The following is a 24,248-nucleotide window of genomic DNA, read 5'->3' as shown; positions in this document are numbered from 1 at the left end:
CGCCGCGCGGGGCGGTGTCGGCGGTGATGACCAGCTTGGCGCCGCAGTCATTGATGCGGTTGGCCAGCGCATCGGGGGAAAACCCGGCAAAGACGATGGAATGCACCGCGCCGATGCGGGCGCAGGCCAGCATGGCATAGGCGGCTTCGGGGATCATCGGCAGATAGATCACCACGCGGTCGCCGCGCATGACCCCCTGGCTGAGCAGGACATTGGCCATGCGGTTCACCCGGTCCGACAGCTGGGCATAGGTGATGTGCTGCGCCGGTTCTTCGGGGTTGTCGGGCTCGAACAGGATCGCGGTCTGGTCGGCGCGGGTGGCCAGATGCCGGTCGACGCAGTTATAGGCGACGTTCAGCAGGCCATCCTCGTACCACTTGATCGAGACCGCGCCAAAATCGAAGCAGGTGTTCTTGATCTTCGTGGGCGCGCTGACCCAGTCCAGCCGCCCCGCCTGATCCGCCCAGAACCCCTCGGGGTCCGACAGCGACCGCGCATACATCGCCTCATACCCGGACGCATCCACATGCGCCCGCGACACAAATTCCGCCGAGGGCGGGTAGGTGGACTGATGGGTCATGGCATTCTCTCCTCTTTGCGCAGAGCATGCGTGCCCGGACCGGGAAATCAAGACCGCTTTGGTCGCAGGCCGGGGATCCCGCCGTCAGATCGCCAGATACTCCGCCCGCAGGCTTTCATTCTCCAGCACCTCGGCGGCGGTGCCGTCAAAGACGATGGAGCCTGTATCGAGGATGATCGCGCGGTCCGCCAGCTGCAGCGCGCGCACCGCGTTCTGTTCCACCAGAACCGTGGTCATGCCCTGTTCCTTGATGTGGCGCAGGGTTTTTTCGATCTCGTCCACGATCACCGGGGCCAGCCCCTCGTAGGGCTCGTCCAGAAGCAGCAGCTTGATGTCGCGCGCCAGCGCCCGGGCGATCGCCAGCATCTGCTGTTCGCCCCCCGATAGGGTGACCCCTTCCTGCTTGCGCCGCTCGCCAAGGCGCGGAAAGAGCTGGTAAAGCCGGTCCAGCGACCAGCCGACCGGCGGCGCGATCTGGGCAAGCTGCAGGTTCTCTTCCACCGTCAGGCCCGCAATGATCCGCCGGTCCTCGGGCACCAGCCCCAGCCCCGCCACCGCCGCCTGATGCGACGACATGCGGTGCAGCGGCTGGTGATCCAGCCAGATCTCGCCGCGCTGCACCTGCGGGTTGCCCAGCCGGGCGATGGAGCGCAGCGTGGTGGTCTTGCCCGCGCCGTTGCGCCCCAGAAGCGCCACGATCTCGCCCTCGTGCACGTTGAAGCTGATCCCCTGCACGATATAGCTTTCGCCGTAATAGGAATGCATGTCCCAGACCGACAGGAAGGCGGGGGCGGTTTCGGCCTGATTGGCGTTCTTGGAAAAATCCGGTCTGACATTCATGATGTTGGGCTCCGTTCAGCAGGGGGGATCAGGCGTGTTCGCCTAAGTAGGCCTCTCGGACCTTGGGGTGGCCCTTGATGTTGGCAGGCGTGTCTTCGACCAGCGGCGTGCCCTGGGCCAGAACGGTGATGCGGTCGGCCAGCGAAAACACCACATGCATGTCGTGCTCGATGATCGCCATGGTGATGTTGCGCGACTCCTTGATCTCTTTCAGCAGATCGATGGTGTTGTTGGTGTCGGCGCGCGCCATGCCGGCGGTGGGTTCGTCCAGCAGCAGCAGCCGCGGTTCCTGCACCAGACACATGGCCATTTCCAGCCGCCGCTTGTCGCCGCGCGACATGGAGGCCGCGTGCATGCTGCGCTTGTCGATCATCTTGACATCGGTCAGCATCTGTTCGGCGCGTTCCACCAGCGCGCGTTCCGCCCGCACCGAGCGGATGGCATGCAGGCGGAAGGACCCGTCCCGCCGCGCAAACAGCGGGATCATCATGTTTTCCATCACCGTCAGATCGCCGAAAATCTCGGGTGTCTGGAACACGCGGGAGATCCCCATCTGGTTGATCTCGAACGGTTTGCGCCCCAGCACCGACTGCCCGTCGAACAGCACCGACCCGGTGTCGGGGATGAGCTTGCCCACCAGACAGTTGAGCAGGGTGGATTTGCCCGCGCCATTGGGGCCGATGATGGCATGCACGCTGTTTTCGCGCACCGACAGGTTGACCTCTGACAGCGCCTTCAGCCCGCCGAAGCGCTTGTTCACGTCCTTGACTTCAAGAATACCCATGACGTGCTCCTTATTCGGCGGGGTTGGGGCTGGGCTTGCGCGGATCCTGCGCCGGCTTCTTGCGTCGCCGCATCAGGCGTCCGATGCGCTGGCCGCCCTCCACCAGACCGCCGGGCAGGAAGATCACCACCAGCATGAACATCAGTCCCAGCGTCAGGTGCCAGCCCTTGCCCACGAAGGGATGGATCAGCCCGACCACCAGATTTTCGATGCCGTCGGGCAGGAAGGCGAACCAGCTGTGCAGCACGCCGTCATTGATCTTGGAGAAGATGTTCTCGAAATACTTGATGAAGCCCGCACCCAGCACCGGCCCGATCAGCGTGCCCGCGCCGCCCAGAATGGTCATCAGCACCACCTCGCCGGAGGCGGTCCACTGCATGCGCTCGGGCCCCGCCAGCGGATCCATCGAGGCGAGAAGCCCGCCCGCCAGCCCCGCATACATGCCGGAGATGACAAACACCGCCAGCGTATAGGGCCGCGCATTCAGCCCGGTATAGTTCAGCCGGTGCTGGTTCGACTTGATCGCCCGCAGCATCAGCCCGAAGGGCGAGCGGAAGATGCGGATGGCAAGGTAGAAGGCGAGGATCATCATGATCGCGCAGAGGTAATAGCCCGCCGAAAAGCTGAAGCTCCAGCCCGCGATGTCTAGCGTGGTGGCGCTGCGCATTTCCAGCCCGAAGAGGTTGGTCACCGGAATGCCGCCATCCGCCGTGGCGCTGACGCCGAAGATGCGCGGATCGTTGAGCGTGATCTGCAGCCCGGTTTCGCCATTGGTGATGGGGGTCAGCACCGAATAGGCAAGGTTGTAGCTCATCTGCGCGAAGGCGAGCGTGAGGATAGAGAAGTAGATGCCCGACCGCCGCAGGCTGACATAGCCGATGACCACGGCAAACAGCCCGGCCACCACCATGGACAGCAGGATAGCCGGAATCACGTTCATGCTCAGCAGCTTGAACATCCAGACGGCGGCATAGGATCCCATGCCCAGAAAGGCGGCATGGCCAAAGGACAGGTAGCCGGTCAGCCCGAACAGCAGGTTGAAGCCGATGGCGAAGATGCCGAAGATCACGAAACGCTGCATCAGGTCGGGATAGCCCGCGTTGAACTGCGCCAGCGAACTGCCGGTGGGGAAGGGGTTCAGGAGGAAGGGGGCGAACAGCGCCAGCCCCACGACGATCAGGAACAGGGACAGGTCTTTCTTGCCGAGACCGAACATGCTTAGTCCTCCATCACGCCCTTGCGGCCCATGAGGCCACGCGGACGGGTCAGCAGAATGATGATGGCCACCAGATAGATGATGATCTGGTCAATGCCGGGCAGGATGGCCTTGATCTGGTTCATCGAGGCGAAGCTTTCGAGGATCCCCAGCAGGAAGCCCGCCAGCACCGCACCGGGCAGCGAGCCCATGCCGCCCACCACGACGACCACGAAGCTGAGCACCAGAAAATCCATGCCCATGTGATAGTTGGGCGAATTGATCGGCGCGTACATCACCCCTGCCAGCCCCGCCACGGCGGCGGCCAGCCCGAACATGATGGTAAACCGCTTGTCGATGTTGATGCCCAGCAGGCCCACGGTTTCGCGGTCGGCCATGCCCGCGCGCACCACCATGCCGAAAGTGGTGAACTGCAGGAAGGCGAAGACGCCGCCGATGATGAGCGCGGCAAAGCCGAAATAGACCAGCCGCCAATAGGGATAGATCACCGCGTTCGGATCGAACCCAAGCAGCACGCCGAAATCGAACGACCCGCGGAACACCTCGGGGGCGGGGGTCGGAATGGGATTGGCGCCGTAGAAATACTTGATGATTTCCTGCAGCACGATGGCCAGCCCGAAGGTCACGAGGATCTGGTCGGCATGGGGGCGCTTGTAGAAATGCTTGATCAGCCCGCGTTCCATGATGACCCCGATCAGGATCATGACGGGGATGGAAAACAGGATGGCCAGCGGCACCGCCCAGTCGATGATGGCGGCGCCGGTCGTCTCTCCGAACCATTCGGTGACATAGGGCACGTCGACTTTCAGCGGATTGCCAAGGAAATCCTTGCGGCTTTCGTCAAGGACCTGATGGCTGAGCGTCAGCAGACGGCTGAGTGTGACCGCGCAGAAGGCGCCGATCATGAACAGCGCGCCATGCGCGAAGTTGACGACACCAAGCGTGCCGAAGATAAGCGTAAGCCCCAGCGCGATCAGCGCATAGGCGGAGCCCTTGTCGAGTCCGTTCAGGATTTGCAGGATGATGGCGTCCATGTCCCGGCCTTCGAGGTCAGAGGATACGGGGAAAGACGTTCCCGGCACGGGGCCGGGAACGCGGAGAAGGGCCGTGCGGCGGGTCAGACGCCCGCGTTGCAGGATCCCAGATTGCCGCCCGCGAACATCGGGTGTTCGGGGTCATAGGTGACCTGTTCCACCGGCGTGACCTCGACGATCTCGACAAGGTTGTATTCGTCGGAGGGGTTTTCCGCGCCACGCACCACCAGCACGTCCTTGAAGCACTGGTGATCGCCCTTGCGGTAGGTGGTGGGACCATTGCCCAGACCGTCGAAGGCAAAATCCTCCAGCGCCTCGCCCACGGCGCAGGGGTTGAAGCTGCCCGCGCGGGCCACGGCATCGGCGTAAAGCAGCGCCTGCGCGTAGCAGGTCTGTGCCGCCTGGCTGGGCGGGAAGCCGTATTTCTCGCCGAAGGATTTCACGAAGGCGTTGGAGCCGGTGTATTTGGCGCCGCGCTCGTTCTCCAGCTTCCAGTCCCAGTTCTGCGAACCGACGATGCCCTTGATGTTGGCGCCGGCCCCCTTGGCCATCAGTTCGGAATAAAGCGGCACGACGATTTCGAAATTCTTGCCGTTCACCTGCTTTTCGCGCAGGCCGAACTGCACGGCGTTGGTCAGCGAGTTGACCATGTTTCCGCCATAGTGGTTCAGCACCAGCACGTCGGCGCCGGAATTCAGCACCGGCGCGATATAGGAGGAGAAATCGGTCTGGGCTAGCGGCGTCAGCACGTTCTCCACCGTTTCCCAGCCCAAGGCCTCGGTGGCGGCGGCGATGGATTCCTGCTGCGTCCAGCCCCAGGTGTAGTCGGCGGTCAGGTGATAGGCGCGGCGTTCGTCGCCATAAAGCTGCGACAGCACCGGCGCCAGCGCCGCAGCCGACATATAGGCGTTGAAGAAGTGGCGGAATCCGTTGGCTTTCTTGTCCTTGCCGGTGGTGTCGTTGGAATGGGTGAGACCGGCCATGAAGATCACGCCCGCCTCTTGGCACAGCCCCTGCACGGCCACGGCCACGCCCGAGGACGAGCCGCCGGTGATCATCACCGCGCCGTCTTTTTCGATCATGGACTTGGCGGAGGCGCGGGCGGCGTCGGATTTGGTCTGCGTGTCACCGCTGACATAGGCGACCTTCTTGCCAAGGATGCCGGTGCCGTCCAGCGCCTTGGAGGAGAAGGTCTGCAGCATGCCGCCATCGCCGCCGCCGTTCAGGTGTTCCACCGCCAGTTCCAGCGCGCGCAGCTCGTCCGCGCCCTCGTCGGCATAGGGGCCGGTCTGCGGCACGTTGAAGCCCAGCGTGACGGTATCGCCGGTGGGTTCATTGGTGAAGGCAGAGGCGGATGAGCCGGTGAAGATCGTCGGCAGCGCGACGCCAGCACCGGCCACGGCACCCGACCTCAGCACGCCGCGGCGTGTCAGAGTGTTGGACATTGAATCCTCCCATTTGGTGATCTGCACGACGACGGGCTCCTCTTCCCTTCGGCGTGCGGGCACGGTTCCGTGCAAAATCAGTATCTGGCAAAGACCGAAAATTCCGCAACAACAGCTTTGCAATTCAGGATTTTTTTGTCAACAAATGAACAGGATGTGATCCGGCGTGGTAAATAATTTTATATCGCGCTGCAGAAAGCCGTTGATAGCACAGGAAAAGCCCCATGCCGCGCGACACGTTGACAGGCAGCCGGATCCGCGAAAGGCGCACCATTCTGGGGCTGAAGCAGGCGGATCTGGCGCGGCAGGCCGGGATTTCAGCCTCCTATCTCAATCTGATCGAACACAATCGCCGCAGAATCGGCGGCAAGCTGCTTCTGGACATCGCGCAGGTGCTGGGGGTCGAACCGTCGATGCTGACCGAAGGGGCCGAGGCCGCGCTGATCGCGACGCTGCGCGAAGCGGCCAGCGCCAGCCGCAGCAGCACCGCCGAACTGGACCGGGCGGATGAGTTTGCCGGGCGCTTTCCGGGCTGGGCGCGGCTGCTGGCCGAGGCGCGGGGCCGGGTGGAGATGCTGGAGCGCAGCGTCGAAACCCTGTCGGACCGGCTGGCCCATGACCCGCATCTGGCCGAAACCCTGCACGAGATGCTGTCCACCGTGACCGCGATCCGTTCCGCCGCCTCGATCCTTGCCGAACCCGGAGAGATTGATCCCGACTGGCAGCGCCGCTTTCACCGCAACATCTACGAAGACAGCGCCCGGCTGGCGCAGAGCAGCCGCGCGCTGGTCAGCTATCTGGACAGCGAAGGCCGGGGCGCCACCGAAAGCGTCACCCCGCTGGAGGAGATGACGGCGGTGTTCGCGGCGGCGGGCTACCACTTTCCGGCGCTGGAGGCGGGCCAGCCGCCAGAGGAGGTGGCGGCGGGGCTGGGCCGCGACCTGTCGGACAGCGCCCGGGCCCTGCTGCGCCGGGCGCTGCGCCGTCAGGCGGCGGATGCCGCAGCCCTGCCGCTGCCCGTCCTGCTGGAGGCGGTGGCCCAGCTGGGTGCCGATCCTCTGGCGCTGGCGCGGCGGTTCGACAGTGACCCGGCGCGGATGATGCGGCGTCTGGCGGCGCTGCCTGCCGATGCGCCCTGCGGTCCGGTGGGGCTGGCGATCTGCGACGCCTCCGGTGCGCTGACCTTCGGCAAGCCGCTGCCGGATTTCCCGATCCCGCGCTTTGGTGCCGACTGCCCGCTCTGGCCGCTGTTTCCGGCGCTGAGCCGCCCCATGGCGGTGCTGGCGCGGCGGCTGCGCTTTGCCGGGCGGCAGGGATCGGTGGTGCAGGCCTATGCCGTGGCGCAGCCCGCCGCCCTGCCTGAGCCGAACCGCGATCCGATCCTTGAGGCGCATATGATGATCGCCCCCGCCGCCGCCCCCGCCGGAGGAGAGCCTGCCGAAGAGGTGGGGGTCACCTGCCGCATCTGTGCGCGGCTGGGCTGCCCCGCGCGGCGCGAGCCGTCGCTTCTGGGGGATGCCCGGCAACAGGAGTTTTGACAGGGCCGGTAACATTCGCGATAACAAGGGCTCCGGGGGAGTTGATCCATGGTTTCGGGAAGGGGAGAGCCCGCAGCCGTGGAGGAAGGGGTGCCATGTCGAAACATGTGCTGCTGATCGAGGACGAGCCGAACATCATCGAAGCGATCAGCTTCATCCTGTCCCGCGAGGGGCTGAAGGTGGAAACCCATTCCGACGGGACCACGGCCAATGCGCGCCTGCGCGGCGCGCGGCCCGATCTGGTGATCCTCGACGTGATGCTGCCAGGCAAAAGCGGCTATGACATCCTGCGTGACCTGCGCGCAGAGGCGGGGCTGGCCGATCTGCCGGTGCTGATGCTGACCGCACGCGGCCAGACCCGCGACCGCGAGATGGCGGAACGGGCAGGGGTCAGCGCCTTCATGACCAAGCCCTTTTCCAACAGCGAGATGCTGGACACCGTGCGCGCGCTTATGGACGGCGCGCTCAACGGCGACGCATGACCCCGCCGGAGCCGCGCCGCCGCAGGGCGCCGGTGTTTCTGGAACGGCAGTCCTACCGGCGCAGGCGGCTGATGGATGCGGCGCGGGTGCTGCCGTTTCTGGGGCTGCTCCTGTGGCTGGTGCCGCTGCTCTGGCCACAGGGTCAAGAGGGCGGCGTGCGCTCCTCCAGCGCCATCGTTTACCTGTTCGGGGTCTGGGCCTTTCTGGTGCTGGGCTCTGCGGTGCTGGTCTATGCGCTGGGCCGGCGCGAGGAGGCGGAGACGGGCGAATGACCATGCTCAACACGCTGGTCGCGGTCTGTCTGGCCTATGCGGTCTTCCTGTTCGCGGTGGCCTTTGCCGCCGAACGCGTGGCGCTGCGCGGGCAGGTGCGCTGGCTGCGGTCCCCGGCGGTCTACACGCTGTCACTGTCGATCTACTGCACGGCATGGACCTTTTACGGCGCGGTGGGCTCGGCGGTGCGCACCGGGTTCGAATACCTGACCATCTATCTGGGCCCGTCGCTGGTGCTGGTGGGCTGGTGGTGGATCCTGCGCAAGCTGGTGCGCATCGGGCGGTCGCAGCGCATCACCTCGGTCGCGGACCTGATCTCGTCGCGCTATGGCAAATCCAACCTGCTGGCGGTGGGGGTCACGATCCTCGCGGTGGTGGGGACCACGCCCTATATCGCGCTGCAGCTGCAATCCGTCACGCTGAGCTTCGAGGTGTTCAGCGCCGAGGATCTCGCCCCCGGCGAGGAAAAGGGCCACACCGCGCTGTGGGTGGCGGCGGGGCTTGCGCTGTTTACGGTGATCTTCGGCACCCGCAATCTGGACGCGAACGAGCGCCACAACGGCGTGGTCATGGCCATCGCGGTGGAGGCGGTGGTGAAACTGGCAGCGCTGCTGGCGGTGGGGGTGTTCGTGGTCTGGGGGCTGGGCGGCGGGCTCTCCGCCACGCTGGCGCGCATCGACGCCTCGGCGCTGGGCAGGTGGGAGATCGACGGCGGACGCTGGGCGGGGCTGATGCTGCTGTCGGCGGCGGCCTTTCTGTGCCTGCCGCGCATCTTTCAGGTGCTGGTGGTGGAGAATGACCACGAAACCCATCTGCGCACCGCAAGCTGGGCCTTTCCGCTGTATCTGGGGCTGATGTCGCTGTTCGTGGTGCCGATCGCGGTCATCGGGCTGGATCTGATGCCCGCAGGCTCCAACCCCGATCTGTTCGTGCTGACCCTGCCGCTGTCGCAGGGGCAGGACGGGCTGGCGGTGCTGTCCTTCCTTGGCGGGTTCAGTTCCGCCACCTCCATGGTGATCGTCGCGGCCATTGCCTTGTCGACCATGGTGTCGAACCATGTGGTGATGCCGCTCTGGCTGCGGCTGGCGGAACCGGGGGCCAAGGTGTCGGGCGACGTGCGCAGCGTGGTGCTGCTGGCGCGGCGGCTGTCGATCATCGGCGTGGTGATGCTGGGCTATCTCTATTACCGCCTGTCCGGTGGCGGCGAGGCGCTGGCCACCATCGGGCTGGTGTCGTTTGTGGGGATGGCGCAGGTGCTGCCCGCGATGCTGGGCGGCATCTTCTGGCGCGGCGCGTCCAAGCTGGGCGCCTTCACCGGGCTGACGCTGGGCTTCGGCTGCTGGGGCTACACGCTGTTTCTGCCGAGCTTCGGCGCGGGGGTGTTCCTGCCCGAACCTTGGGTCACGGGCGGGCCCTTCGGGCTTGGCTGGCTGCGCCCGCAGGCGCTGTTCGGGATCGAAGGGCTGGATCCACTGCTGCATGCGTTTTTCTGGTCCATGACGCTGAACACCGGCGGCTTCATTCTCGCCTCGCTGGCGAGCTTTCCGCAGCCGCTGGAACGGCTGCAGGGCGCGCAGTTCGTCAACGTGTTCGAACATTCCCCCAGCCCGCGCAGCTGGACCGGCGGCGTGGCGCAGACCGAGGATCTGATGATCATGGCGCAGCGCATCCTTGGCGCGCGCGACGCGCAGGCGCTGTTCGAACGCGAGGCGCGGCGTCAGGGCGCCCGGGGTCCGCTGCCCGAACCCACGCCGGATTTTCTGGAGATGCTGGAGCGTGAACTGGCAGGCTCGGTGGGGGCGGCCACGGCCCATGCCATGGTCGGCCAGATCGTCGGCGGCATGTCGGTCTCGGTCGAGGATCTGATGGCGGTGGCCGACGAGACCGCGCAGATGATGGAATACTCCGCCCGGCTGGAGGCGCAGTCGCAGGAACTGGCCCGCACTGCCGGACAGCTGCGCGAGGTCAACGCCAAGCTGACCCGGCTTTCGGTGCAGAAAGACGCCTTCCTGAGCCAGATCAGCCACGAGCTGCGCACGCCCATGACCTCGATCCGCGCTTTTTCAGAGATCCTGCGCGACACGGACGGGCTGAGTGCGGGGCAGCAGACCAAATATGCCTCGATCATCCATGACGAGGCGATCCGCCTGACCCGGCTGCTGGACGATCTTCTGGATCTGTCGGTGCTGGAAAACGGGCAGGTCAACCTCAACCTCCGCGAAGGCGTGCTGGCCCATGTGCTGGACCGCGCGGCGGCGGCGGCGGCGGCGGATGACGCCGGCGCGCGGCTGCTGATCCGGCGCGATCCGGTGGCCGAACGCGTGCGCCTGCACACCGATCTGGACCGGCTCAGTCAGGTTTTCATCAACCTGATCGCCAATGCGCGCAAATACTGCGACGCCGCCCAGCCCCGGCTGGACATCCGCGTGACGCCGGGGGTGCCGCTGATCATCGATTTCATCGACAACGGCTCGGGCATCTCGCCCGAGGCGCAGGACATGATCTTCGAGAAATTCAGCCGGGTGAGTGACCAGAAGGCGGGGGGCGCGGGGCTGGGGCTGGCCATCTGCCGCCAGATCGTGACCCGGCTGGGCGGAGAGATCGCCTATCTGCCCGGGCAGGGTGGTGCCGCCTTCCGCGTGGTTCTGCCCGCCGATCTGGCTCTGGCCGCGCAATAGGGCGCAGCCCTGCCGTTTTTCCGCCGGGTTAAAGCGCTTGGTAACCTTCTGCCGCCATACAGCTAGGGCAGATGGGCCAGAGAACGGGCTGGAATGGGAATGGCGGCAGTGGCCAGACAGGATGTCCTTAGCCAGAAGGCGAGTGCTGCACGCCGCGCGCTGGAGGCGCGGTCGATGTCGCCCGCCAAGGCGCTACGCCGGGCGCTGTCACGCACGGCGGATGTGCTGTGGGATCTGGCGCTGGTGACGCATGGGATCGACCTGTCAGTGGTCGAACAGGAAAACCTTGTCTCCGTCCTGCCCGCAGACACCCTGCTGCTGCTGCTGGACGGGCCGGAGGGCGTGCTGGGGATCGCGGCGGTGGACCGTCAGGTGATGACCGGGCTGATCGAGGTGCAGACCATCCTGCAGGTGACCCAGATGCCGCTGGACGACCGGCCGCTGACCCAGACCGATGCCGCCATGATGGCGCCGCTGATCGACGGCGCGCTGGACCGCTTCGTGCGCTATCTGGAGGATCATCCGCTCCGCTCCCGGTTCGAAGGGTTCCGGTTCGGGGCCATGATCGACGACGCGCGCAGCGCCGCGCTGCTGCTTGATGCGCCGGAATACCAGATGCTGCGGGTGTCGGTCGATCTGGCGCTGGGGCGGCGGCGCGGCGAGCTTCTGCTGCTGTTTCCGGAGCCGGGGCTGGCCGAGGACAGCGCGGCGGCGCCAGTGCCGGACGCGCCCGGTCCCTATGAACAGCGGATGAAACTGCTTCCCGCGCGGATGGAGGCGGTGCTGTGCCGGATCCGGCTGACGCTGCGGGCGGCGCAGGCGCTGCAGCCGGGGGATCTGCTGCTGCTGCCGCGCGATGCGCTGGACGGGGCGGAATTCTACGCGGGAAAGGGGGATGCGGTGGCGGGGGGGCGTCTGGGCCAGATGAACGGGATGCGGGCCATCCGGCTGCGCTGGCCTGCGGGCCTGCCCCGTGACGCGGCAGCCATGTCCGCCGATCCCGACCCCGTGACCGACGCGCCGGTGATGGCGCCGATGGCAGCGGCTCCGCTGCCCGCGCCGCCGGTCGAGGATCTGGCCGCCGATCTGCCCGATCTGCCCGCGATGGAGTTCGATTCGGGGGAATTCGACTTCTCCGCCGCCATGGGCGGCGAGGATCTGGGCGATTTCGACTTTTCAGCCGCCCCGATGGAAGAGGACGGCTGATGCCGGGATGGTGGGGATCACGTCTCGCGCTGTGCGAGGGAGTCGAGCGTCGGGCGCAGCCCGTCGAGCGGATATCCTGCCGCCGCGGTGGTGGACAGGATCGCGTCCACCGGCATCTGGCCAGCCTGTCCCATGGCCCAGACCGTGGCGCAGCGCGTGCCAGAGCGGCAATAGGCCAGAACCGGGCCGGGCGCTTCCGCGACCAGCGCGGCCTGCCGCTCGATCGTGTCCAGCGTCAGCCCGTCATGGGTGACCGGCAGAACCTCGAACGCCATGCCAGCGGCCCGGACCGCGGCACCGATGGCCTCGGCCTGCAGGTCTGGCGGCACCTCGCCGTCGGGCCGGTTGCAGATGACAAGGGTGAAGCCTGCCTCGGCCAGGGCGGGCACATCCTCCACCGCGATCTGCGGGGTGACGGTGTAGCGGGGGGTGATCTGACGAAGCTCCATGATGACGGATTATTCCGCCGCCACGATCTTGTCGAGTCTCGTCCGCAGCATCGGGGCCAGTGCCATGCCGGTCAGCATCGCCGCCACGAAGATCCACAGCATCGGCCCGCCATAGCTGAGCGCGGCGATGGCGGGTCCGGGGCAGAGCCCGGCCAGCCCCCAGCCCGTGCCGAACATCACCGATCCCAGCACCAGACCACGGTCGATCCGGCGCTCCGGTGCGGCGGGGAGCGGGCTGCCAAGCACCGAGTGTCGCCGCCCGCGGGCATAAAGCCATGCCAGCGCCATGGGGATCATCGCCCCGCCCATCACGAAGGCCAGCGTCGGATCCCATGCCCCGAAGACGTCAAGAAACCCCTGCACCTTGGCGGTGTCGGTCATGCCGGACAGGAACAGCCCTGCGCCGAACAGCCCCCCCGCCAGAAAGGCGAATACCAGTCGTGCCATGTCAGATCACCTCCAGAAGATGGCGGAACACGGCCACACTCGCCACCCCGGCAAGGATGTAACAGGCGGTGGCGGCAAAGCCGCGCACCGACAGCCGGGACATGCCACAGACCCCGTGACCGGAGGTGCAGCCATTGGCGAGCCGCGTGCCCAGCCCGACCAGCAGTCCCGCGGCGACCAGCACCAGCGGCATCTGCGAAATATGCGTGTCCACCGTCCGCAGCGCCGGGATCAGCGTCAGCAGCAGCGGAAGCAGGATCACCCCGCCAAGAAAGCTCAGCTTTTCGCCGCTGCTGCGGCCTGCCGAGCCGTCAATGAGCGTGCCGATGATGCCGGACGCGCCCATGATCCTGCCGTTGACCAGCAGGAACACGGCGCCTCCTGTCCCGATCAGCATGCCGCCGATCAGGCCCCAAATCCAGTCGAGTTGCATGATATCTGCGTGTCCTATGCCAAGGAGATGCGATGCGGCGGGGCAGGCCGTGGCGGCCCGCCCGCGCGCGGGGTCAAAGCTTGTTGACGGGCACTTTCAGAAAGACGTCGCCCTGTGCGTCGGCGGGCGGCATCTGCCCTGCGCGCATGTTCACCTGCAGCGACGGGATGATGAGCCGCGGCATGGCCAGCGTCGCGTCGCGGGCATCGCGCATCTGCACGAACTCTTCCGCCGAGGTGCCCGCCGCCACATGGATGTTGGAGGCTTTCTGCGCGCCGACCGTGGTTTCCCAGGCGTAGCTGTCGCGCCCCGGCGCCTTGTAGTCATGGCCGACAAAAATCCGGGTCTCGTCCGGCAGGGACAGGATCTTCTGGATCGAGCGGAACAGCGTTTCCGACGACCCGCCCGGGAAATCACAGCGCGCCGTGCCGAAATCCGGCATGAAGAGCGTATCGCCCACAAAGGCCGCGTCGCCGATCACATAGGTCAGGCAGGCGGGGGTATGTCCGGGCGTGTGCAGCACGTCACCGCGCATCTGGCCGATATGGAAACTGTCGCCCTCGCGGAACAGGCGGTCGAACTGCGATCCGTCGCGCTGGAACTCCGTGCCTTCGTTGAACACCTTGCCGAAGGTGTCCTGCACTTCGGTGATCCGTTCGCCGATGCCGATCTTGCCGCCCACCGCCTGCTGGATATAGGGCGCGGCGGACAGATGGTCGGCATGGACATGGCTTTCCAGCAGCCAGTCCACGGTCAGTCCGTGCTGCCGCACGAAAGCGATGATGGCATCGGCAGAGCGCGTGTCGGTGCGTCCGGAGGCGTAGTCAAAATCCAGAACGCTGTCGATGATGGCACAGGAATGGCCCGCCGGATCGCGCGCCACGTAAGAGATCGTGTTGGTGGCCTCGTCGAAAAAGGCCGTGACATCGGGCTGGGTCATGGAAAGCTCCCTCGGTTCGGAGTTCATATAATCATAATGGAATATGTCTTCAAGACCTTTCTGTCCTTGACCTGGATCATGGCAGGACCGGGACCGGCAGGGCAGACTCTGTCGGATCGTGCCATCGATGAGGCCAGGGATGGCACCACCCATCGGGGCCGCGCCGCAGACATCGTCCCGGCGGGGCCCCTCATGAAGGAGGACAGCTCATGACCGATCCGCTGCAGACCTGGACCATGGCGCAAGATCAGGCGCCGGAAAGCGCGGATGCCGCGCCCCTGTCCGAACTCGCCGCGCGGGCCGCCGAACTGCGCGCGCAGGGGCAGGCGGTGCCCGCCGAACTTGCCGACCGCATCCGTGAAGAGGCCGCCGCCGCGCTGGAGGCGGAGATGGACAACCTGCCGGTCTAGGTGCCGTCACGGCGCGGCGGGAGACGGAGCACCGCCCGCCGGGCGGGCTCTGCCGCGCAGCGGGTCAGGGGACGGCTGTCAGTTGAGGAAAATGCCCACGACCACCATGACCAGCCCGAAGACCGACAGCATCAGCGCCGCCATGTTCAGCGGCACCACCTTGCGCACCGCCTCGCGCAGCGCCGCATCCTCAAGCCCGGAGCGGCGCGCGCTCCAGACGCGCAGGATGCACCAGAACAGCCCCACAAGTCCCAGCAGCGACATCGCCGCGCCTACCCAGATCAGCCATTCCATGCCCGGTTCCTTCCCGTTGCGCAAACGGGAGCCCGGTAATCCATCCCCCACGCTGCCGCAACCCCTTGATGGGGCGCGCGCCCGCCTGTAACCAGACGCGATACCGGCAGGAGAACAGCAGATGCAGGACGATACTTCCGGCGCCTATGGCGTGGCCGCCGAGGAATTGCGGCAATTCATCGAACAATATGAACAGCTTGAGATCGAGAAGCAGTCTGTTGCCGAGCAGCAGAAGGAGCTGATGGCGGAAGCCAAGGCGCGCGGCTACGACACCAAGGTGATGCGCAAGGTCATCGCCCTGCGCAAGCGCGACAAGGACGACATCGCCGAGGAAGAGGCGGTGCTGGAAATGTATAAAGCCGCGCTGGGGATGATCTGATCCCGCGCCGCTTGGCCTGATCCCTGACGGGCGCGGCACCTGAGACAGGGCTGCGCCCGCGTCGTTTTGCACACCTGCGGGACAGCGGCCCGCCCGTCGCCGCGCGATCAGGGGCTCAGCAGGGTGACGCCCGGCATCCGGCTGATCTGCCACACGTCTTCGTCGTAAAGCTCGGTCAGCATGTCCACATAGGCGGCGTCCCAGCCCGGCAGATCCAGCTCTTCCTCCAGCGCCTCCGGCAGGGCGTATTTGTCCAGAAATGCCATCATCACCCGGCGCTTCTGCGCTTCGGTGACGCTGTCGTTCTCCTTGAGGAAGCTGCGGAACCGCTTCATGCCTTCGGGACTGATGATGTCGGCGAAAAGATCGAAGGATCCGATGATCCTGCGCTCCGCGTCGATCCCGGCCATGCCGCGCAGGATCTGCCCCCAGAGCAGCGGCGTGTCTTCGTTGCACCAGACGGTGACGGGCACCTCCGGCGCCGCCTCCCGCAGGCGGCGGATCAGGCTGGACCAGCGCAGATGCATCGGATCGGCGCCGTGCAGAAACGCGTCAAAACTCTGCGCCGGGCTTTCGCGATAGACGGCGGGCAGATAGCTGGCAAAGTCGCGCAGGCCCATCCAGACCTCCACGGCATCGCCGCGGAACAGCCTCTGGATCGCACAGACCCGCTCTTCGGCGCGACGATAAAGCCGCCCGCCCGCCAGCGCCAGCTTGGGCACCGACAGCAGGTTCTCGTGGCTCAGGATCAGCCGATGCACATCGACCGCATCCTCGGTCAGCAGCGCGTCCAGCAGCACCTCGCGCGCATCTTCCGCCGGATCCGCGCCACCCAGCGAATTCACCACCTCCGACAGCAGGGTGCGATACCGGCTTGGCCCGGGGATCGCCACTCCGTCGCGGCGGAAGTCATCGGCATTGCGCAACAGCGTCTTCAGCAGACGGTCCTCATCCGTGCCGTGAACGCCCAAGTGAAGAATGACCTGCATCGCCTGCTCTTTTTGTTGCGCGATGCCTGCACTATAAGGCCTTTCGCCGCGAGGGGAACGCGGCCGCCGCAGGAGAATGCCCGCATGAGCCTTGCCGACCACACCGCCCGCCGTCTGCGGCTGACCAGCCTGCCTGACCCATGGTCGCTGGGGGCTGCACTGATCGCGGCAGTGGTGGTGGCGCCGATCCTTGCCGTGCTCTGGATCGCGCTCTTCCCGAGCGAGAACATCTGGCCGCATCTGATCTCCACCACGCTGCCCCGCTATCTGCGCAACACGCTGGTGCTGATGGCGGGGGTGGGGGCGCTGGCCTGTGTCGCGGGCACGGTGACCGCATGGCTGGTGTCGCGCTACGAGTTTCCCGGGCGGCGCTGGCTGGAATGGCTGCTGCTGCTGCCGCTGGCGATCCCGGCCTATGTGGGCGCCTATGCGCTGGTGGATTTTCTGGAATATTCCGGGCCGGTGCAGACCGGGCTCCGGCAGGCTTTCGGCTGGCAGACCGCCCGCGACTACTGGTTTCCGGAAATCCGGTCGATGGGGGCGGCGATCCTCGTGCTGGCGGCGGCGCAGTATCCTTATGTCTATCTGCTGGCCCGCAATGCCTTCCGCGAGCAGTCCGCCAGCGCCGACGAGGTGGCGCAGTCGCTGGGCGCGGGAGCATGGGGGCGGTTCTGCCGCGTGGGCCTGCCATTGGCGCGACCGGCGATCGCGGCGGGGGTGGCGATCGTGATGATGGAATCGGTCAATGATTTCGGCACGGTGGATTATTTTGCGGTGCAGACCCTGACCACCGGCATCTTCAGCGTCTGGCTGCAAAGCAACAATGCAGGCGGCGCCGCGCAGATCGCCACCACGGTGCTGGCACTGGTCATCCTGCTGGTGCTCTTGGAAAAGGCCTCGCGCCGCCGGATGCGGTTCTTCAACCTGTCGATCCGGCACCGCCCCGTGGCCCGCGTGCCGCTCACGGGGGCGGCGGCTGTGGCGGCGCTGCTGGTCTGCCTTCTGCCCTTCGCGCTGGGGTTCCTGCTGCCCGGCGGCGTGATCCTGTCGCATGCGCTGGACCATGCCCGCAACTGGGCCGATCCCGCGCTCTGGGGGGCGGGGCTGAACACGCTGATGGTGGGCGGGCTCGCGGCGGTGCTGACCGTGTGTGGCGGGCTGTTTCTGGTCTATGGCGTGCGGGTGTCGGGGCGGGTGCTGCCGCGCCGGCTGATGCCGGTCACCACGATCGGCTATGCCGCGCCGGGGGCGGTGCTGGGCATCGGCATCCTGATTCCGCTGGCCGCGCTGGATCACCGGCTGGCGGACACCGTGGCCGCCGTGACCGGGCAGGAGATCGGGCTGGTGCTGACCGGATCCGCCTTCGCGCTGGTGCTGGCCTATTGCGTGCGGTTTTTCGCCATCGCGCAGGGGGCGGCGGATGCGGCGCTGGGACGGGTGTCGCCGAATCTGGCGCTGGCGGCGCGGTCGCTGGGGCGCAGTCAGGGGCAGGTGCTGGCCGAGGTGCATTATCCGCTGATCCGAGGCTCTCTGGCCTCGGCCCTGCTGCTGGTCTTTGTCGACTGCGTGAAAGAGCTGCCCGCCACCCTGCTGCTGCGCCCGTTCAACTATGAAACGCTGGCCACGCGGGTGCATGAACAGGCGTCGCTGGAAAACCTCGGCGGCGCCGCCCCGGCGGCAGTGCTGGTGATCGGCGTAGGTCTCGCCGCCGTAGGCCTGCTCGCGCATGCCAACCGGTAGTTTCGGGCTTGCAGTCCGGGGCGGGGCTGGCATATCCCTGCACCTACGGTGCCCCTATAGCTCAGCTGGTAGAGCAACTGATTTGTAATCAGTAGGTCCGCGGTTCGAGTCCGTGTGGGGGCACCAAATAATTGATTAAAATCAAAGAGATGCGCGAGTTTTCTCGTGTCGTTGTCCGAGTGTCCGAGCATGTCCGAATCGGACGCTTGTTGATGTCAACCAAGTGAGTGTTGTACTTCAAGTGTTTTGCAGCTGCGGCGATAAAAGGTGTCAGACCCTCGAGGGGTGACGCGGCGCCAGGTAGTAAAAATTGAACACTAGCTGTGACCTCTGACCGCAACGTCCTGAGTTGCCCGTCACCTAAGTTGCGTGATGCGCGTGCCCGGCGGTACCAATAGTTCATCCGTACCTATGGGAACTTGCTCATTGTGTTCAGTGGTAAGGAATGTACGCTAGGATCGAACATGCCGACTTCGCCAGTTTTCAGGTCATAGCAAATTTGGTAGTCTCTTGAGGTACCATCGCATCCAAATCCGAGACGCTTTGTGCGTGTACTCTTATAAATATCAACTGCTTCCATCGTAGACTTAAAAAATAGTTGTCCAATGCACAGCGTCGCACACCACCTACAACTTGAAGCCGTTAGGCTCGTCACAGCAGACTCTTCCGGTGTTTGCGGCGCAGACATGTATGCCAGATCCGCATTTAATAGATACTATTATGCTACTTTTCTGCTGGTTAGAAAGGCTCTTATAAATATTGATAGTAAGTATGAAGGAAATATCAAACATAAAAACATTCCGGAAATTCTTAGAGGCACTATTCAAAGGAGAATCAAGGCGCTTCAAAGGAAGGCTGACAAGCTTGGTGATGTAAGCCTTGTTCAGGGGTGCAGGCAGGCCAGCTCAATAAATTTAGGATTTGCTGAGACTTTGGAGAAGGCTTACGCTATTCGTGTTGTTGCGGATTACACTCCAGAAACACTAGTAGATTTTCGTTCTGCCCGTTTTAAGTTATCAGGGGTGCCGGTTACCGAGGCGCATGAGTGGGTGGCGAAAGCGGAGCACTGGTCAATCATAGTACTCGCTATAGTCAGGCAAGAAAATGCTTAATTCATCTGATGTTGCGGAAATTCTGACTTCGTCTGGTCTGGTGCTTAGTGGGCCTGTGGTGCGCCAGGATGGCGACAGGTTGGCATTCTATGCGTTTATTGAGGTTTCTAAAGATAGCAATGGCCATCAGAAGCCTTCAAATATTTATTTGGGTAAAATATCTGAGGAATTGGTTCGCTCGGGAGTTCTTGTTAAATTTATTCTAAATGATACTGCTAACTTTGATCTTGAGGCTGGGTTGAGGGCGACACTCCTTCATGCATTCCCGGAATGGGTGAGAAATTCGTTCCTCACGATTGACTCGCAAGGCTGTACTGTCTGGATTGTTCCAAAGGGTGGTGTGACCAGAAGCTACTTAGAGGAAATAAAGAATCGTGCAGCTATCTACATAAATAACGCAAGCTTGTCCCTTCTTGAAGTGAAGTTAACGGTCAATGAAAATCTACCGTCTCGAACGGCTATCCTTATGGAGCTTCGAATAGCAGCACCTATTAATGTTGAAGTTTTGATTTCAAGGTTGGAGTCAAAAGGGTTTTCTTCCCCGCCGATTGACTATGTAAATAGACATTTGGATGCTCTTCGACGGGCGGGGCAGATCATCCGGCGGAAAGATGGACTTTATTGTCTGACTGCAGGTGCTTTGAAGGTTCTTGGAACAGTAAAGCGCCGAAATAGTCCGGACGTTGTTCGGTTTCTTGACCTGGCGAGGCGAAATGAGCTATAATCACATCGCGGGAGTCTCAGGCGCGGGTGTGTATCATGCCCACTTGCCAAGGCTATGTACAGAAGGGTCGTCGGTCTTCGGACTGACGCTCCTTCGAATCGTCAGTCCGAAGACCGACGCTCATGAAACGATTGTTTGCTAAATGAGACTCCCGCACAATCTTGTAGAATCGCAGTTTTTTATTTTCTCGGAAAGAGAAGATTTTTTAAAAGCTGTGGATTCTGTAGTAGATCATGAAGAGTTGCAACGCATCAATAAGCTTATTGAGGGGGGGGGCATGCCAATTACCTCGAAGGAGGTTTTGGCAACGATGTTTGGCGTCAATCCGGGAATTGTGTGGTCTTTTATAAACAAACCCGACCGCCACTATCGGAAATTTTCCATACCGAAGGGGAAGGGTAAGAGGTCGATTCTTGCGCCAAAGGTTGGTCTTAAAGTCATACAGAAGTGGATATCGTATCAGCTGCAAGGAAAGGCGAGATTTCCAGACCATGTTTTTGGCTTTGTGCCGGGCAGATCGCATATTGATGCTGCAGTGCGTCATACTAGTGCGCGTTGGGTGTATTCAATAGACTTAGAGGATTTTTTTCCAAGTACGCCTCGGAGTTTGATCGCTTCAAGCTTATGTTCTTTTGGGTATGACTTCAAGAGCTCTGAATTAATCTCGAAGCTTTCTTGTTATGATGGGGGTCTTGCGCAAGGTGCCCCTTCAAGTCCTGTTCTTTCCAACATTGCGATGTTTGAGGTTGATACCGCTCTAGCAGAATTGGCGGAGGAGCTGGGAATCAGAATAACTCGCTATGCAGATGATATTACTTTCTCGTCTGAGGGTGTGTATCCGTCCTCTCTTCCGGAAAGGTTGTCGACGATCTTTTATAGTACTCCCTGGAAGATTTCGAAGAAAAAAACTTACTTCTCCGTTGCGCCGAAAAGAATGAAGGTCCATGGTTTAATAGTAAATTGCGGAGAGGTGAAGTTAACTAAAGGATACCGAAATAAGTTGCGTGCCTATAGGCACGTGCTTCAGTCGGGTCTATGCAAGAAAGAAGATGCGTGTCGTCTTGAGGGGCATCTAAATTATTACTCTCAAGTAATAAAGCATAGAGATTCTTCGACGTGAAGCAGACCTCTACTTGAACGCTTAACGCTTAACGCTTAACGCTTAACGCTTAACGCTTAACGCTTAACGCGTAGCGCGTGCGGAGGCGGCTTATCCGTTTTTCTTCCAGCTAATCTCGCCGGGTCGACGAATCGCTGCCACCGCCCGCGCTGCTGTCTCGAGCTGCGCGGGCATGTAGACCTCGCCTAGGCCAGCGTCGATGGCGGCGGAGTTGCCCAGCACGTCGCCCACGTCCTCGCGCAGGGCGCCGCCGGAGCGGGCCCAGACGCCGAAGGTGCGGCGCAGGTCGCGGAACTCCAGCGGATTCGGATCGAGCAGGGTAGGGCAGGCCTTGGCGGCGCGCTGCCGGATGGTGGCCCACCGCTTGCGGAACAGGTCGCCGGACCATGGCTGCCCGGTCAGATCATCATGGAACAGACGGGTCTGGTTGTCGCGGGCAGCTTCCTTGAGGGCGCGCACCCGGGGCGCCAGCTCGTCATGCAGGGGGATGCGGCCAAGGTTGCCGCGCTTGGAGCGGGTCAGATCCCAGACCCAGAGTCTGTGCGACCCAAGGTCCAGATCCTGAAAGGCGCCCAGCTCTGCCGTGATGACATCGATCTGCCGCTGTGCTGCGAAGGTGGCAAGCGCGATCGCGCCAGCCATGGCGGGCAGGCCGAGATCTTCGGCGGCGGTGATCAGCGCATCATATTCGGCCCATGTGGCATAGCGCTTGCGCTTCCGGGCCTGCTGAAGCTGCAGGCGGAAGCAGGGGTTGGAATTCTCGGGGCGCCAGCCCAGCAGTTCGGCATAGCTGAACAGGACCGAGAAGGAGCGGATCAGCTTTGAGGCGTAGGTGGGCGTCCGCCTGTGCAGCGTCTCATACCATGTGTAGATCACCGGGCGATCAAAGCTCGCGATCGGCTGGCCGCCCCATTTCTTCGAGATCGTGTTGAAATCCGCCAGATAGCCCTTCTGCGTCGCGGGCTTGGTTTTTGCGAAGCGGCTGGAGCGGCGGTATTCCGCGATCAGGGCATCCACGGTCCGACCGCTCGAGGAAATGCGCTGCGGACGGGAGCCGCCCGCATTCGATTTGAGGCTTTCCGCCTGCCGCTTCGACCATGTCGGCCGGTCGGGATCGAGCTCTACGGGCAGGGTGCCCGCTTTGCGCGCATCGGCGGAAGGTTCCCACCACAGGCGCCAGGTGCCGTCCGCCCGCTGGCGCTGCCGCAGGCCAAGGCCGCGGGGGAGCTTGGGGAACGGCGCCTTGGTCATGCCCGCCGCGCCTCCCGCATAAGGATGACGTTCGATCCGGCATGGATCACCGGGGCGGTGGCTGCGGGCAGGCCCCGTTCCTCGCGCCATGCGGTGACCGCGTCGCGCCGCCATTTCATCGGGCGCTGGCAGGTCGGCATCGGCAGGGGGAAATGCTCCTGTGTTTCCAGCCGGAAGCGGGCGGCGAGAAAGGCTCGGCCCGACGAAAAGCCGATCAGGTTAGCCACTGCGTCAGCGTCGATAAACGGGGTCATTGGCTCATCCTTTCCATGCGCGAGGCGTTCTGCCTGAGGGAGGTGGTGAAGCCGTCTTCGGACGGGCCGAGCGTGTCACCCAGCCTGCGCGCCCAGCTGAAGGCGGCGAAGCCGGCGCTGAACGCGCAGACGAAGGCGATCAGGAAGATTGCGGTTTGCACGGTTGCACCTGTGGAAGGGGTGCCCTGCCGTCCGCCCGTGGCAGGGCTGTGAGTGGTGGTCGGGCCGACGCCTTTTATGGGGATGAGACGCCGGGGGCGGCCCGGGCGAGCAGCCTACCGGACAAAGCCGAGCTGCATGGCGTGCGCGAGGCTGTCGACCATCTGGAAGCGGTCCTTGGCGATCTGCCTCGGCGTCATCGGTCGGGCATCCGCTGCCCGGTCGGAGAGTTTGTCGGCACCGGCGCTGAGCTGCGCCGCCCATGTCCGCAGACAGTCGAGCGCGTAGGTAAAGGCGCGCTCTTCTTCCGGCGTCATGTCGCGGAACTGCAGCTCCGACGTGTCGGGCAGCCGGTCAGCTTCCGGGCAGGAAGTGCACATTGGCGAGATCCGTCATGTCGCAGATGCAGGACATCGCGGCGCGGCGCTGCTGCAGCTCGCGGGCGATCGGGGCTGCCAGCAGGAGCAGCAGGGTCGCATCGGAATCGGAAATGCTTCCGACCGTCTGCGCGCTGTGCGCCACGACTTCGAAGCGGGACAGTGTGCGGTCATCGACCACCGCGCGGGCGGGCGGGACCGGATCATTGGCGGGGGCAAGGTTCATGGCCAACTCCTGAACTAGGTTGATGCCATGAGTTAGGGGTTGCTACTCGTAACTGTCAACTGAAAATGTCAGAAAAACTGAAATACGCTGAAAATGAAAGCAGGGCTGCGTGGCGGAGAAATGCACCGCTCAGCCATGCTGGAGGTTGCTGCAGGAGGTTCGGGTCTTGCGGGATGCTGGTGCAGTAGGGGCGGGCGTGCCGGGCGTCAGGCCGCGCGCCAGCTCGCGATGACCTTGCCCTGAATGACGACATTCCGCCCGTCAACGACAAGGGCGCGCTGTTCGCTGGGATCCATCGAGGCTGCGACCAGAACCGGAGGCTCAAAGCGGCGCAGGATCGTTGTCGCGGAGCCAGTCTGCCAGTCATAGTGCTGGGCAATGACCGTGTCTCCGGCCTTGGTCAGTTCTGACTGGCGAGTGTCTACGAGAACAAAGTCTCCGGTCAGAATGCCGTTAAGGCACAGGGAGTTGCGGCGCACCTGCCATATATCCACGCCGGGTTGTCCGCCACCAAAGCAGGCGGCGATCTGGGCGGCCTTGTGGGTTTCCGAGCCCTTGCCGATGAAGGGCACCGCATCTGCCTCAGCGAAGCCGGGGGAAAGGTGCTGTGCTTCTGCCGGTTCAAGCGTGCCGGCGTGCCGCAGAACCTCGTCCAGCGGCTGATCCAGCACCTGGGCAAAGGCTCTGGCCCATTCCAGGGACATCCGCTGTTTGCCAGCATAGATGTTCGACACATTCGAGCGCGCGCGGCCCATGGCCTGAGCGATATCCTCGGCCGTGACGCCTGCGCGTTTTTGCTGCTGCTTGAACCAGTTGACATCCATATTCGCCAAGTAGTCACTCGTGACTGAACTTGCTTGACAGAAATA

At 63.7% G+C, this 24,248-nt stretch carries 29 protein-coding genes and 1 tRNA gene; 12 read left to right on the top strand and 18 right to left on the bottom strand.

Features of this window, described 5'->3' with window-relative positions; all coding sequences use genetic code 11:
* The 6 genes from BLR51_RS09140 to BLR51_RS09115 form a co-directional block, all read right to left on the bottom strand.
* A partial coding sequence (locus tag BLR51_RS09140) for an AMP-binding protein (protein WP_165616780.1) occupies positions 1-580 on the bottom strand: 580 nt, incomplete at its 3' end.
* Between the two features lie 84 nt (positions 581-664).
* Positions 665-1,420, bottom strand: a complete 756-nt coding sequence (locus BLR51_RS09135; RefSeq protein WP_089846093.1) for an ABC transporter ATP-binding protein — start codon at positions 1,418-1,420, stop codon at positions 665-667.
* Positions 1,421-1,448: 28 nt separating this feature from the next.
* On the bottom strand, positions 1,449-2,204 hold the full coding sequence (locus BLR51_RS09130; RefSeq protein WP_089846091.1) for an ABC transporter ATP-binding protein: 756 nt from the start codon (positions 2,202-2,204) through the stop codon (positions 1,449-1,451).
* 10 nt (positions 2,205-2,214) lie between these two features.
* On the bottom strand, positions 2,215-3,420 hold the full coding sequence (locus tag BLR51_RS09125) for a branched-chain amino acid ABC transporter permease (protein ID WP_089846088.1): 1,206 nt from the start codon (positions 3,418-3,420) through the stop codon (positions 2,215-2,217).
* Positions 3,421-3,422: 2 nt separating this feature from the next.
* A complete protein-coding gene (locus BLR51_RS09120) occupies positions 3,423-4,454 on the bottom strand; it encodes a branched-chain amino acid ABC transporter permease (RefSeq protein ID WP_089846086.1) in 1,032 nt (343 codons plus the stop codon).
* 83 nt (positions 4,455-4,537) lie between these two features.
* A complete protein-coding gene (locus tag BLR51_RS09115) occupies positions 4,538-5,899 on the bottom strand; it encodes a substrate-binding protein (RefSeq protein WP_089846128.1) in 1,362 nt (453 codons plus the stop codon).
* 224 nt (positions 5,900-6,123) lie between these two features.
* Here BLR51_RS09115 and BLR51_RS09110 point away from each other — a divergent pair, with 224 nt between their 5' ends.
* The 5 genes from BLR51_RS09110 (at position 6,124) to BLR51_RS09090 (ending at position 12,075) form a co-directional block, all read left to right on the top strand.
* Positions 6,124-7,437, top strand: a complete 1,314-nt coding sequence (locus BLR51_RS09110; RefSeq protein WP_089846084.1) for a helix-turn-helix domain-containing protein — start codon at positions 6,124-6,126, stop codon at positions 7,435-7,437.
* Positions 7,438-7,532: 95 nt separating this feature from the next.
* Positions 7,533-7,919: a response regulator transcription factor gene (locus tag BLR51_RS09105; RefSeq protein WP_089846083.1), complete on the top strand. Its 387-nt coding sequence runs from the start codon at positions 7,533-7,535 to the stop codon at positions 7,917-7,919.
* Positions 7,916-8,191: a hypothetical protein gene (locus BLR51_RS09100; protein WP_089846081.1), complete on the top strand. Its 276-nt coding sequence runs from the start codon at positions 7,916-7,918 to the stop codon at positions 8,189-8,191. Before BLR51_RS09105 ends, BLR51_RS09100 begins: the two co-directional genes overlap by 4 nt.
* Positions 8,188-10,869: an ATP-binding protein gene (locus tag BLR51_RS09095; protein ID WP_089846079.1), complete on the top strand. Its 2,682-nt coding sequence runs from the start codon at positions 8,188-8,190 to the stop codon at positions 10,867-10,869. The genes BLR51_RS09100 and BLR51_RS09095 overlap by 4 nt, the downstream gene beginning before the upstream one ends.
* A gap of 99 nt (positions 10,870-10,968) precedes the next feature.
* The gene (locus BLR51_RS09090) at positions 10,969-12,075 is read left to right on the top strand and encodes a flagellar motor switch protein FliM (RefSeq protein WP_089846077.1); all 1,107 of its coding nucleotides are present in this window, start codon (positions 10,969-10,971) and stop codon (positions 12,073-12,075) included.
* Positions 12,076-12,092: 17 nt separating this feature from the next.
* Here BLR51_RS09090 and BLR51_RS09085 read toward each other — a convergent pair whose 3' ends face one another.
* From BLR51_RS09085 to BLR51_RS09070, 4 genes are all read right to left on the bottom strand, one after another.
* Positions 12,093-12,524, bottom strand: coding sequence for a protein tyrosine phosphatase family protein (locus tag BLR51_RS09085; protein ID WP_089846075.1), 432 nt, complete (start codon positions 12,522-12,524; stop codon positions 12,093-12,095).
* Positions 12,525-12,533: 9 nt separating this feature from the next.
* Positions 12,534-12,971, bottom strand: coding sequence for a DUF6691 family protein (locus BLR51_RS09080; protein WP_089846073.1), 438 nt, complete (start codon positions 12,969-12,971; stop codon positions 12,534-12,536).
* A gap of 1 nt (position 12,972) precedes the next feature.
* Entirely contained in the window at positions 12,973-13,404 is a 432-nt protein-coding gene (locus BLR51_RS09075; RefSeq protein ID WP_089846072.1) for a YeeE/YedE family protein, read from the bottom strand.
* 73 nt (positions 13,405-13,477) lie between these two features.
* On the bottom strand, positions 13,478-14,344 hold the full coding sequence (locus BLR51_RS09070) for an MBL fold metallo-hydrolase (RefSeq protein ID WP_089846070.1): 867 nt from the start codon (positions 14,342-14,344) through the stop codon (positions 13,478-13,480).
* 209 nt (positions 14,345-14,553) lie between these two features.
* On the opposite strand from BLR51_RS09070, the gene BLR51_RS09065 reads away from it, so the two are divergent.
* Positions 14,554-14,754, top strand: coding sequence for a hypothetical protein (locus tag BLR51_RS09065; RefSeq protein ID WP_089846068.1), 201 nt, complete (start codon positions 14,554-14,556; stop codon positions 14,752-14,754).
* Between the two features lie 78 nt (positions 14,755-14,832).
* Here the strand turns inward: BLR51_RS09065 and BLR51_RS09060 are convergent, their stop codons facing one another.
* The gene (locus tag BLR51_RS09060) at positions 14,833-15,048 is read right to left on the bottom strand and encodes a hypothetical protein (RefSeq protein WP_089846066.1); all 216 of its coding nucleotides are present in this window, start codon (positions 15,046-15,048) and stop codon (positions 14,833-14,835) included.
* Between the two features lie 121 nt (positions 15,049-15,169).
* On the opposite strand from BLR51_RS09060, the gene BLR51_RS09055 reads away from it, so the two are divergent.
* Complete coding sequence (locus BLR51_RS09055) at positions 15,170-15,427, top strand: DUF2312 domain-containing protein (protein WP_089846064.1); 258 nt, start codon at positions 15,170-15,172, stop codon at positions 15,425-15,427.
* A 107-nt stretch (positions 15,428-15,534) separates the two neighbouring features.
* On the opposite strand, the gene BLR51_RS09050 is transcribed toward BLR51_RS09055, so the two are convergent.
* A complete protein-coding gene (locus BLR51_RS09050) occupies positions 15,535-16,416 on the bottom strand; it encodes a hypothetical protein (protein ID WP_089846062.1) in 882 nt (293 codons plus the stop codon).
* 84 nt (positions 16,417-16,500) lie between these two features.
* On the opposite strand from BLR51_RS09050, the gene BLR51_RS09045 reads away from it, so the two are divergent.
* The 5 genes from BLR51_RS09045 (at position 16,501) to BLR51_RS09035 (ending at position 21,112) form a co-directional block, all read left to right on the top strand.
* The gene (locus tag BLR51_RS09045; protein WP_089846060.1) at positions 16,501-18,156 is read left to right on the top strand and encodes an ABC transporter permease; all 1,656 of its coding nucleotides are present in this window, start codon (positions 16,501-16,503) and stop codon (positions 18,154-18,156) included.
* A gap of 50 nt (positions 18,157-18,206) precedes the next feature.
* A tRNA-Thr gene (locus BLR51_RS09040) sits at positions 18,207-18,282 on the top strand.
* Positions 18,283-18,842: 560 nt separating this feature from the next.
* The gene (locus BLR51_RS27385; RefSeq protein ID WP_131821805.1) at positions 18,843-19,268 is read left to right on the top strand and encodes a hypothetical protein; all 426 of its coding nucleotides are present in this window, start codon (positions 18,843-18,845) and stop codon (positions 19,266-19,268) included.
* Entirely contained in the window at positions 19,261-19,992 is a 732-nt protein-coding gene (locus BLR51_RS27380; protein WP_131821804.1) for a hypothetical protein, read from the top strand. The genes BLR51_RS27385 and BLR51_RS27380 overlap by 8 nt, the downstream gene beginning before the upstream one ends.
* Before the next feature lie 142 nt (positions 19,993-20,134).
* Positions 20,135-21,112: a reverse transcriptase family protein gene (locus tag BLR51_RS09035; RefSeq protein ID WP_089846058.1), complete on the top strand. Its 978-nt coding sequence runs from the start codon at positions 20,135-20,137 to the stop codon at positions 21,110-21,112.
* A gap of 90 nt (positions 21,113-21,202) precedes the next feature.
* On the opposite strand, the gene BLR51_RS09030 is transcribed toward BLR51_RS09035, so the two are convergent.
* The 6 genes from BLR51_RS09030 to BLR51_RS09010 all read right to left on the bottom strand — a co-directional run bounded on the left by BLR51_RS09030 (position 21,203) and on the right by BLR51_RS09010 (position 24,203).
* Positions 21,203-22,363, bottom strand: a complete 1,161-nt coding sequence (locus BLR51_RS09030; RefSeq protein ID WP_089846056.1) for a tyrosine-type recombinase/integrase — start codon at positions 22,361-22,363, stop codon at positions 21,203-21,205.
* The gene (locus BLR51_RS09025) at positions 22,360-22,617 is read right to left on the bottom strand and encodes a hypothetical protein (protein WP_089846054.1); all 258 of its coding nucleotides are present in this window, start codon (positions 22,615-22,617) and stop codon (positions 22,360-22,362) included. The genes BLR51_RS09030 and BLR51_RS09025 overlap by 4 nt, the downstream gene beginning before the upstream one ends.
* Entirely contained in the window at positions 22,614-22,778 is a 165-nt protein-coding gene (locus tag BLR51_RS27715) for a hypothetical protein (RefSeq protein ID WP_165616779.1), read from the bottom strand. The genes BLR51_RS09025 and BLR51_RS27715 overlap by 4 nt, the downstream gene beginning before the upstream one ends.
* A 114-nt stretch (positions 22,779-22,892) precedes the next feature.
* The gene (locus BLR51_RS09020) at positions 22,893-23,156 is read right to left on the bottom strand and encodes a hypothetical protein (RefSeq protein ID WP_089846052.1); all 264 of its coding nucleotides are present in this window, start codon (positions 23,154-23,156) and stop codon (positions 22,893-22,895) included.
* Positions 23,131-23,379, bottom strand: coding sequence for a hypothetical protein (locus BLR51_RS09015; protein WP_089846050.1), 249 nt, complete (start codon positions 23,377-23,379; stop codon positions 23,131-23,133). The genes BLR51_RS09020 and BLR51_RS09015 overlap by 26 nt, the downstream gene beginning before the upstream one ends.
* Before the next feature lie 206 nt (positions 23,380-23,585).
* On the bottom strand, positions 23,586-24,203 hold the full coding sequence (locus tag BLR51_RS09010) for a LexA family protein (RefSeq protein WP_089846048.1): 618 nt from the start codon (positions 24,201-24,203) through the stop codon (positions 23,586-23,588).
* Positions 24,204-24,248: the final 45 nt, after the last annotated feature.

This window comes from Salipiger marinus, assembly GCF_900100085.1.
Lineage (GTDB): Bacteria > Pseudomonadota > Alphaproteobacteria > Rhodobacterales > Rhodobacteraceae > Salipiger > Salipiger marinus.
Note: the sequence above shows the minus strand (reverse complement) of the source record. Positions and strands in the feature narration are given on the sequence as shown.

Coding starts and splice junctions, on each gene's coding strand:
- BLR51_RS09135 (WP_089846093.1), bottom strand. CDS start 1,420: ATGAATGTCAGACCGGATTTTTCCAAGAACGCCAATCAGGCCGAAACC.
- BLR51_RS09130 (WP_089846091.1), bottom strand. CDS start 2,204: ATGGGTATTCTTGAAGTCAAGGACGTGAACAAGCGCTTCGGCGGGCTG.
- BLR51_RS09125 (WP_089846088.1), bottom strand. CDS start 3,420: ATGTTCGGTCTCGGCAAGAAAGACCTGTCCCTGTTCCTGATCGTCGTG.
- BLR51_RS09120 (WP_089846086.1), bottom strand. CDS start 4,454: ATGGACGCCATCATCCTGCAAATCCTGAACGGACTCGACAAGGGCTCC.
- BLR51_RS09115 (WP_089846128.1), bottom strand. CDS start 5,899: ATGTCCAACACTCTGACACGCCGCGGCGTGCTGAGGTCGGGTGCCGTG.
- BLR51_RS09110 (WP_089846084.1), top strand. CDS start 6,124: ATGCCGCGCGACACGTTGACAGGCAGCCGGATCCGCGAAAGGCGCACC.
- BLR51_RS09105 (WP_089846083.1), top strand. CDS start 7,533: ATGTCGAAACATGTGCTGCTGATCGAGGACGAGCCGAACATCATCGAA.
- BLR51_RS09100 (WP_089846081.1), top strand. CDS start 7,916: ATGACCCCGCCGGAGCCGCGCCGCCGCAGGGCGCCGGTGTTTCTGGAA.
- BLR51_RS09095 (WP_089846079.1), top strand. CDS start 8,188: ATGACCATGCTCAACACGCTGGTCGCGGTCTGTCTGGCCTATGCGGTC.
- BLR51_RS09090 (WP_089846077.1), top strand. CDS start 10,969: ATGGCGGCAGTGGCCAGACAGGATGTCCTTAGCCAGAAGGCGAGTGCT.
- BLR51_RS09085 (WP_089846075.1), bottom strand. CDS start 12,524: ATGGAGCTTCGTCAGATCACCCCCCGCTACACCGTCACCCCGCAGATC.
- BLR51_RS09080 (WP_089846073.1), bottom strand. CDS start 12,971: ATGGCACGACTGGTATTCGCCTTTCTGGCGGGGGGGCTGTTCGGCGCA.
- BLR51_RS09075 (WP_089846072.1), bottom strand. CDS start 13,404: ATGCAACTCGACTGGATTTGGGGCCTGATCGGCGGCATGCTGATCGGG.
- BLR51_RS09070 (WP_089846070.1), bottom strand. CDS start 14,344: ATGACCCAGCCCGATGTCACGGCCTTTTTCGACGAGGCCACCAACACG.
- BLR51_RS09065 (WP_089846068.1), top strand. CDS start 14,554: ATGACCGATCCGCTGCAGACCTGGACCATGGCGCAAGATCAGGCGCCG.
- BLR51_RS09060 (WP_089846066.1), bottom strand. CDS start 15,048: ATGGAATGGCTGATCTGGGTAGGCGCGGCGATGTCGCTGCTGGGACTT.
- BLR51_RS09055 (WP_089846064.1), top strand. CDS start 15,170: ATGCAGGACGATACTTCCGGCGCCTATGGCGTGGCCGCCGAGGAATTG.
- BLR51_RS09050 (WP_089846062.1), bottom strand. CDS start 16,416: ATGCAGGTCATTCTTCACTTGGGCGTTCACGGCACGGATGAGGACCGT.
- BLR51_RS09045 (WP_089846060.1), top strand. CDS start 16,501: ATGAGCCTTGCCGACCACACCGCCCGCCGTCTGCGGCTGACCAGCCTG.
- BLR51_RS27385 (WP_131821805.1), top strand. CDS start 18,843: ATGTATGCCAGATCCGCATTTAATAGATACTATTATGCTACTTTTCTG.
- BLR51_RS27380 (WP_131821804.1), top strand. CDS start 19,261: ATGCTTAATTCATCTGATGTTGCGGAAATTCTGACTTCGTCTGGTCTG.
- BLR51_RS09035 (WP_089846058.1), top strand. CDS start 20,135: ATGAGACTCCCGCACAATCTTGTAGAATCGCAGTTTTTTATTTTCTCG.
- BLR51_RS09030 (WP_089846056.1), bottom strand. CDS start 22,363: ATGACCAAGGCGCCGTTCCCCAAGCTCCCCCGCGGCCTTGGCCTGCGG.
- BLR51_RS09025 (WP_089846054.1), bottom strand. CDS start 22,617: ATGACCCCGTTTATCGACGCTGACGCAGTGGCTAACCTGATCGGCTTT.
- BLR51_RS09020 (WP_089846052.1), bottom strand. CDS start 23,156: ATGTGCACTTCCTGCCCGGAAGCTGACCGGCTGCCCGACACGTCGGAG.
- BLR51_RS09015 (WP_089846050.1), bottom strand. CDS start 23,379: ATGAACCTTGCCCCCGCCAATGATCCGGTCCCGCCCGCCCGCGCGGTG.
- BLR51_RS09010 (WP_089846048.1), bottom strand. CDS start 24,203: ATGGATGTCAACTGGTTCAAGCAGCAGCAAAAACGCGCAGGCGTCACG.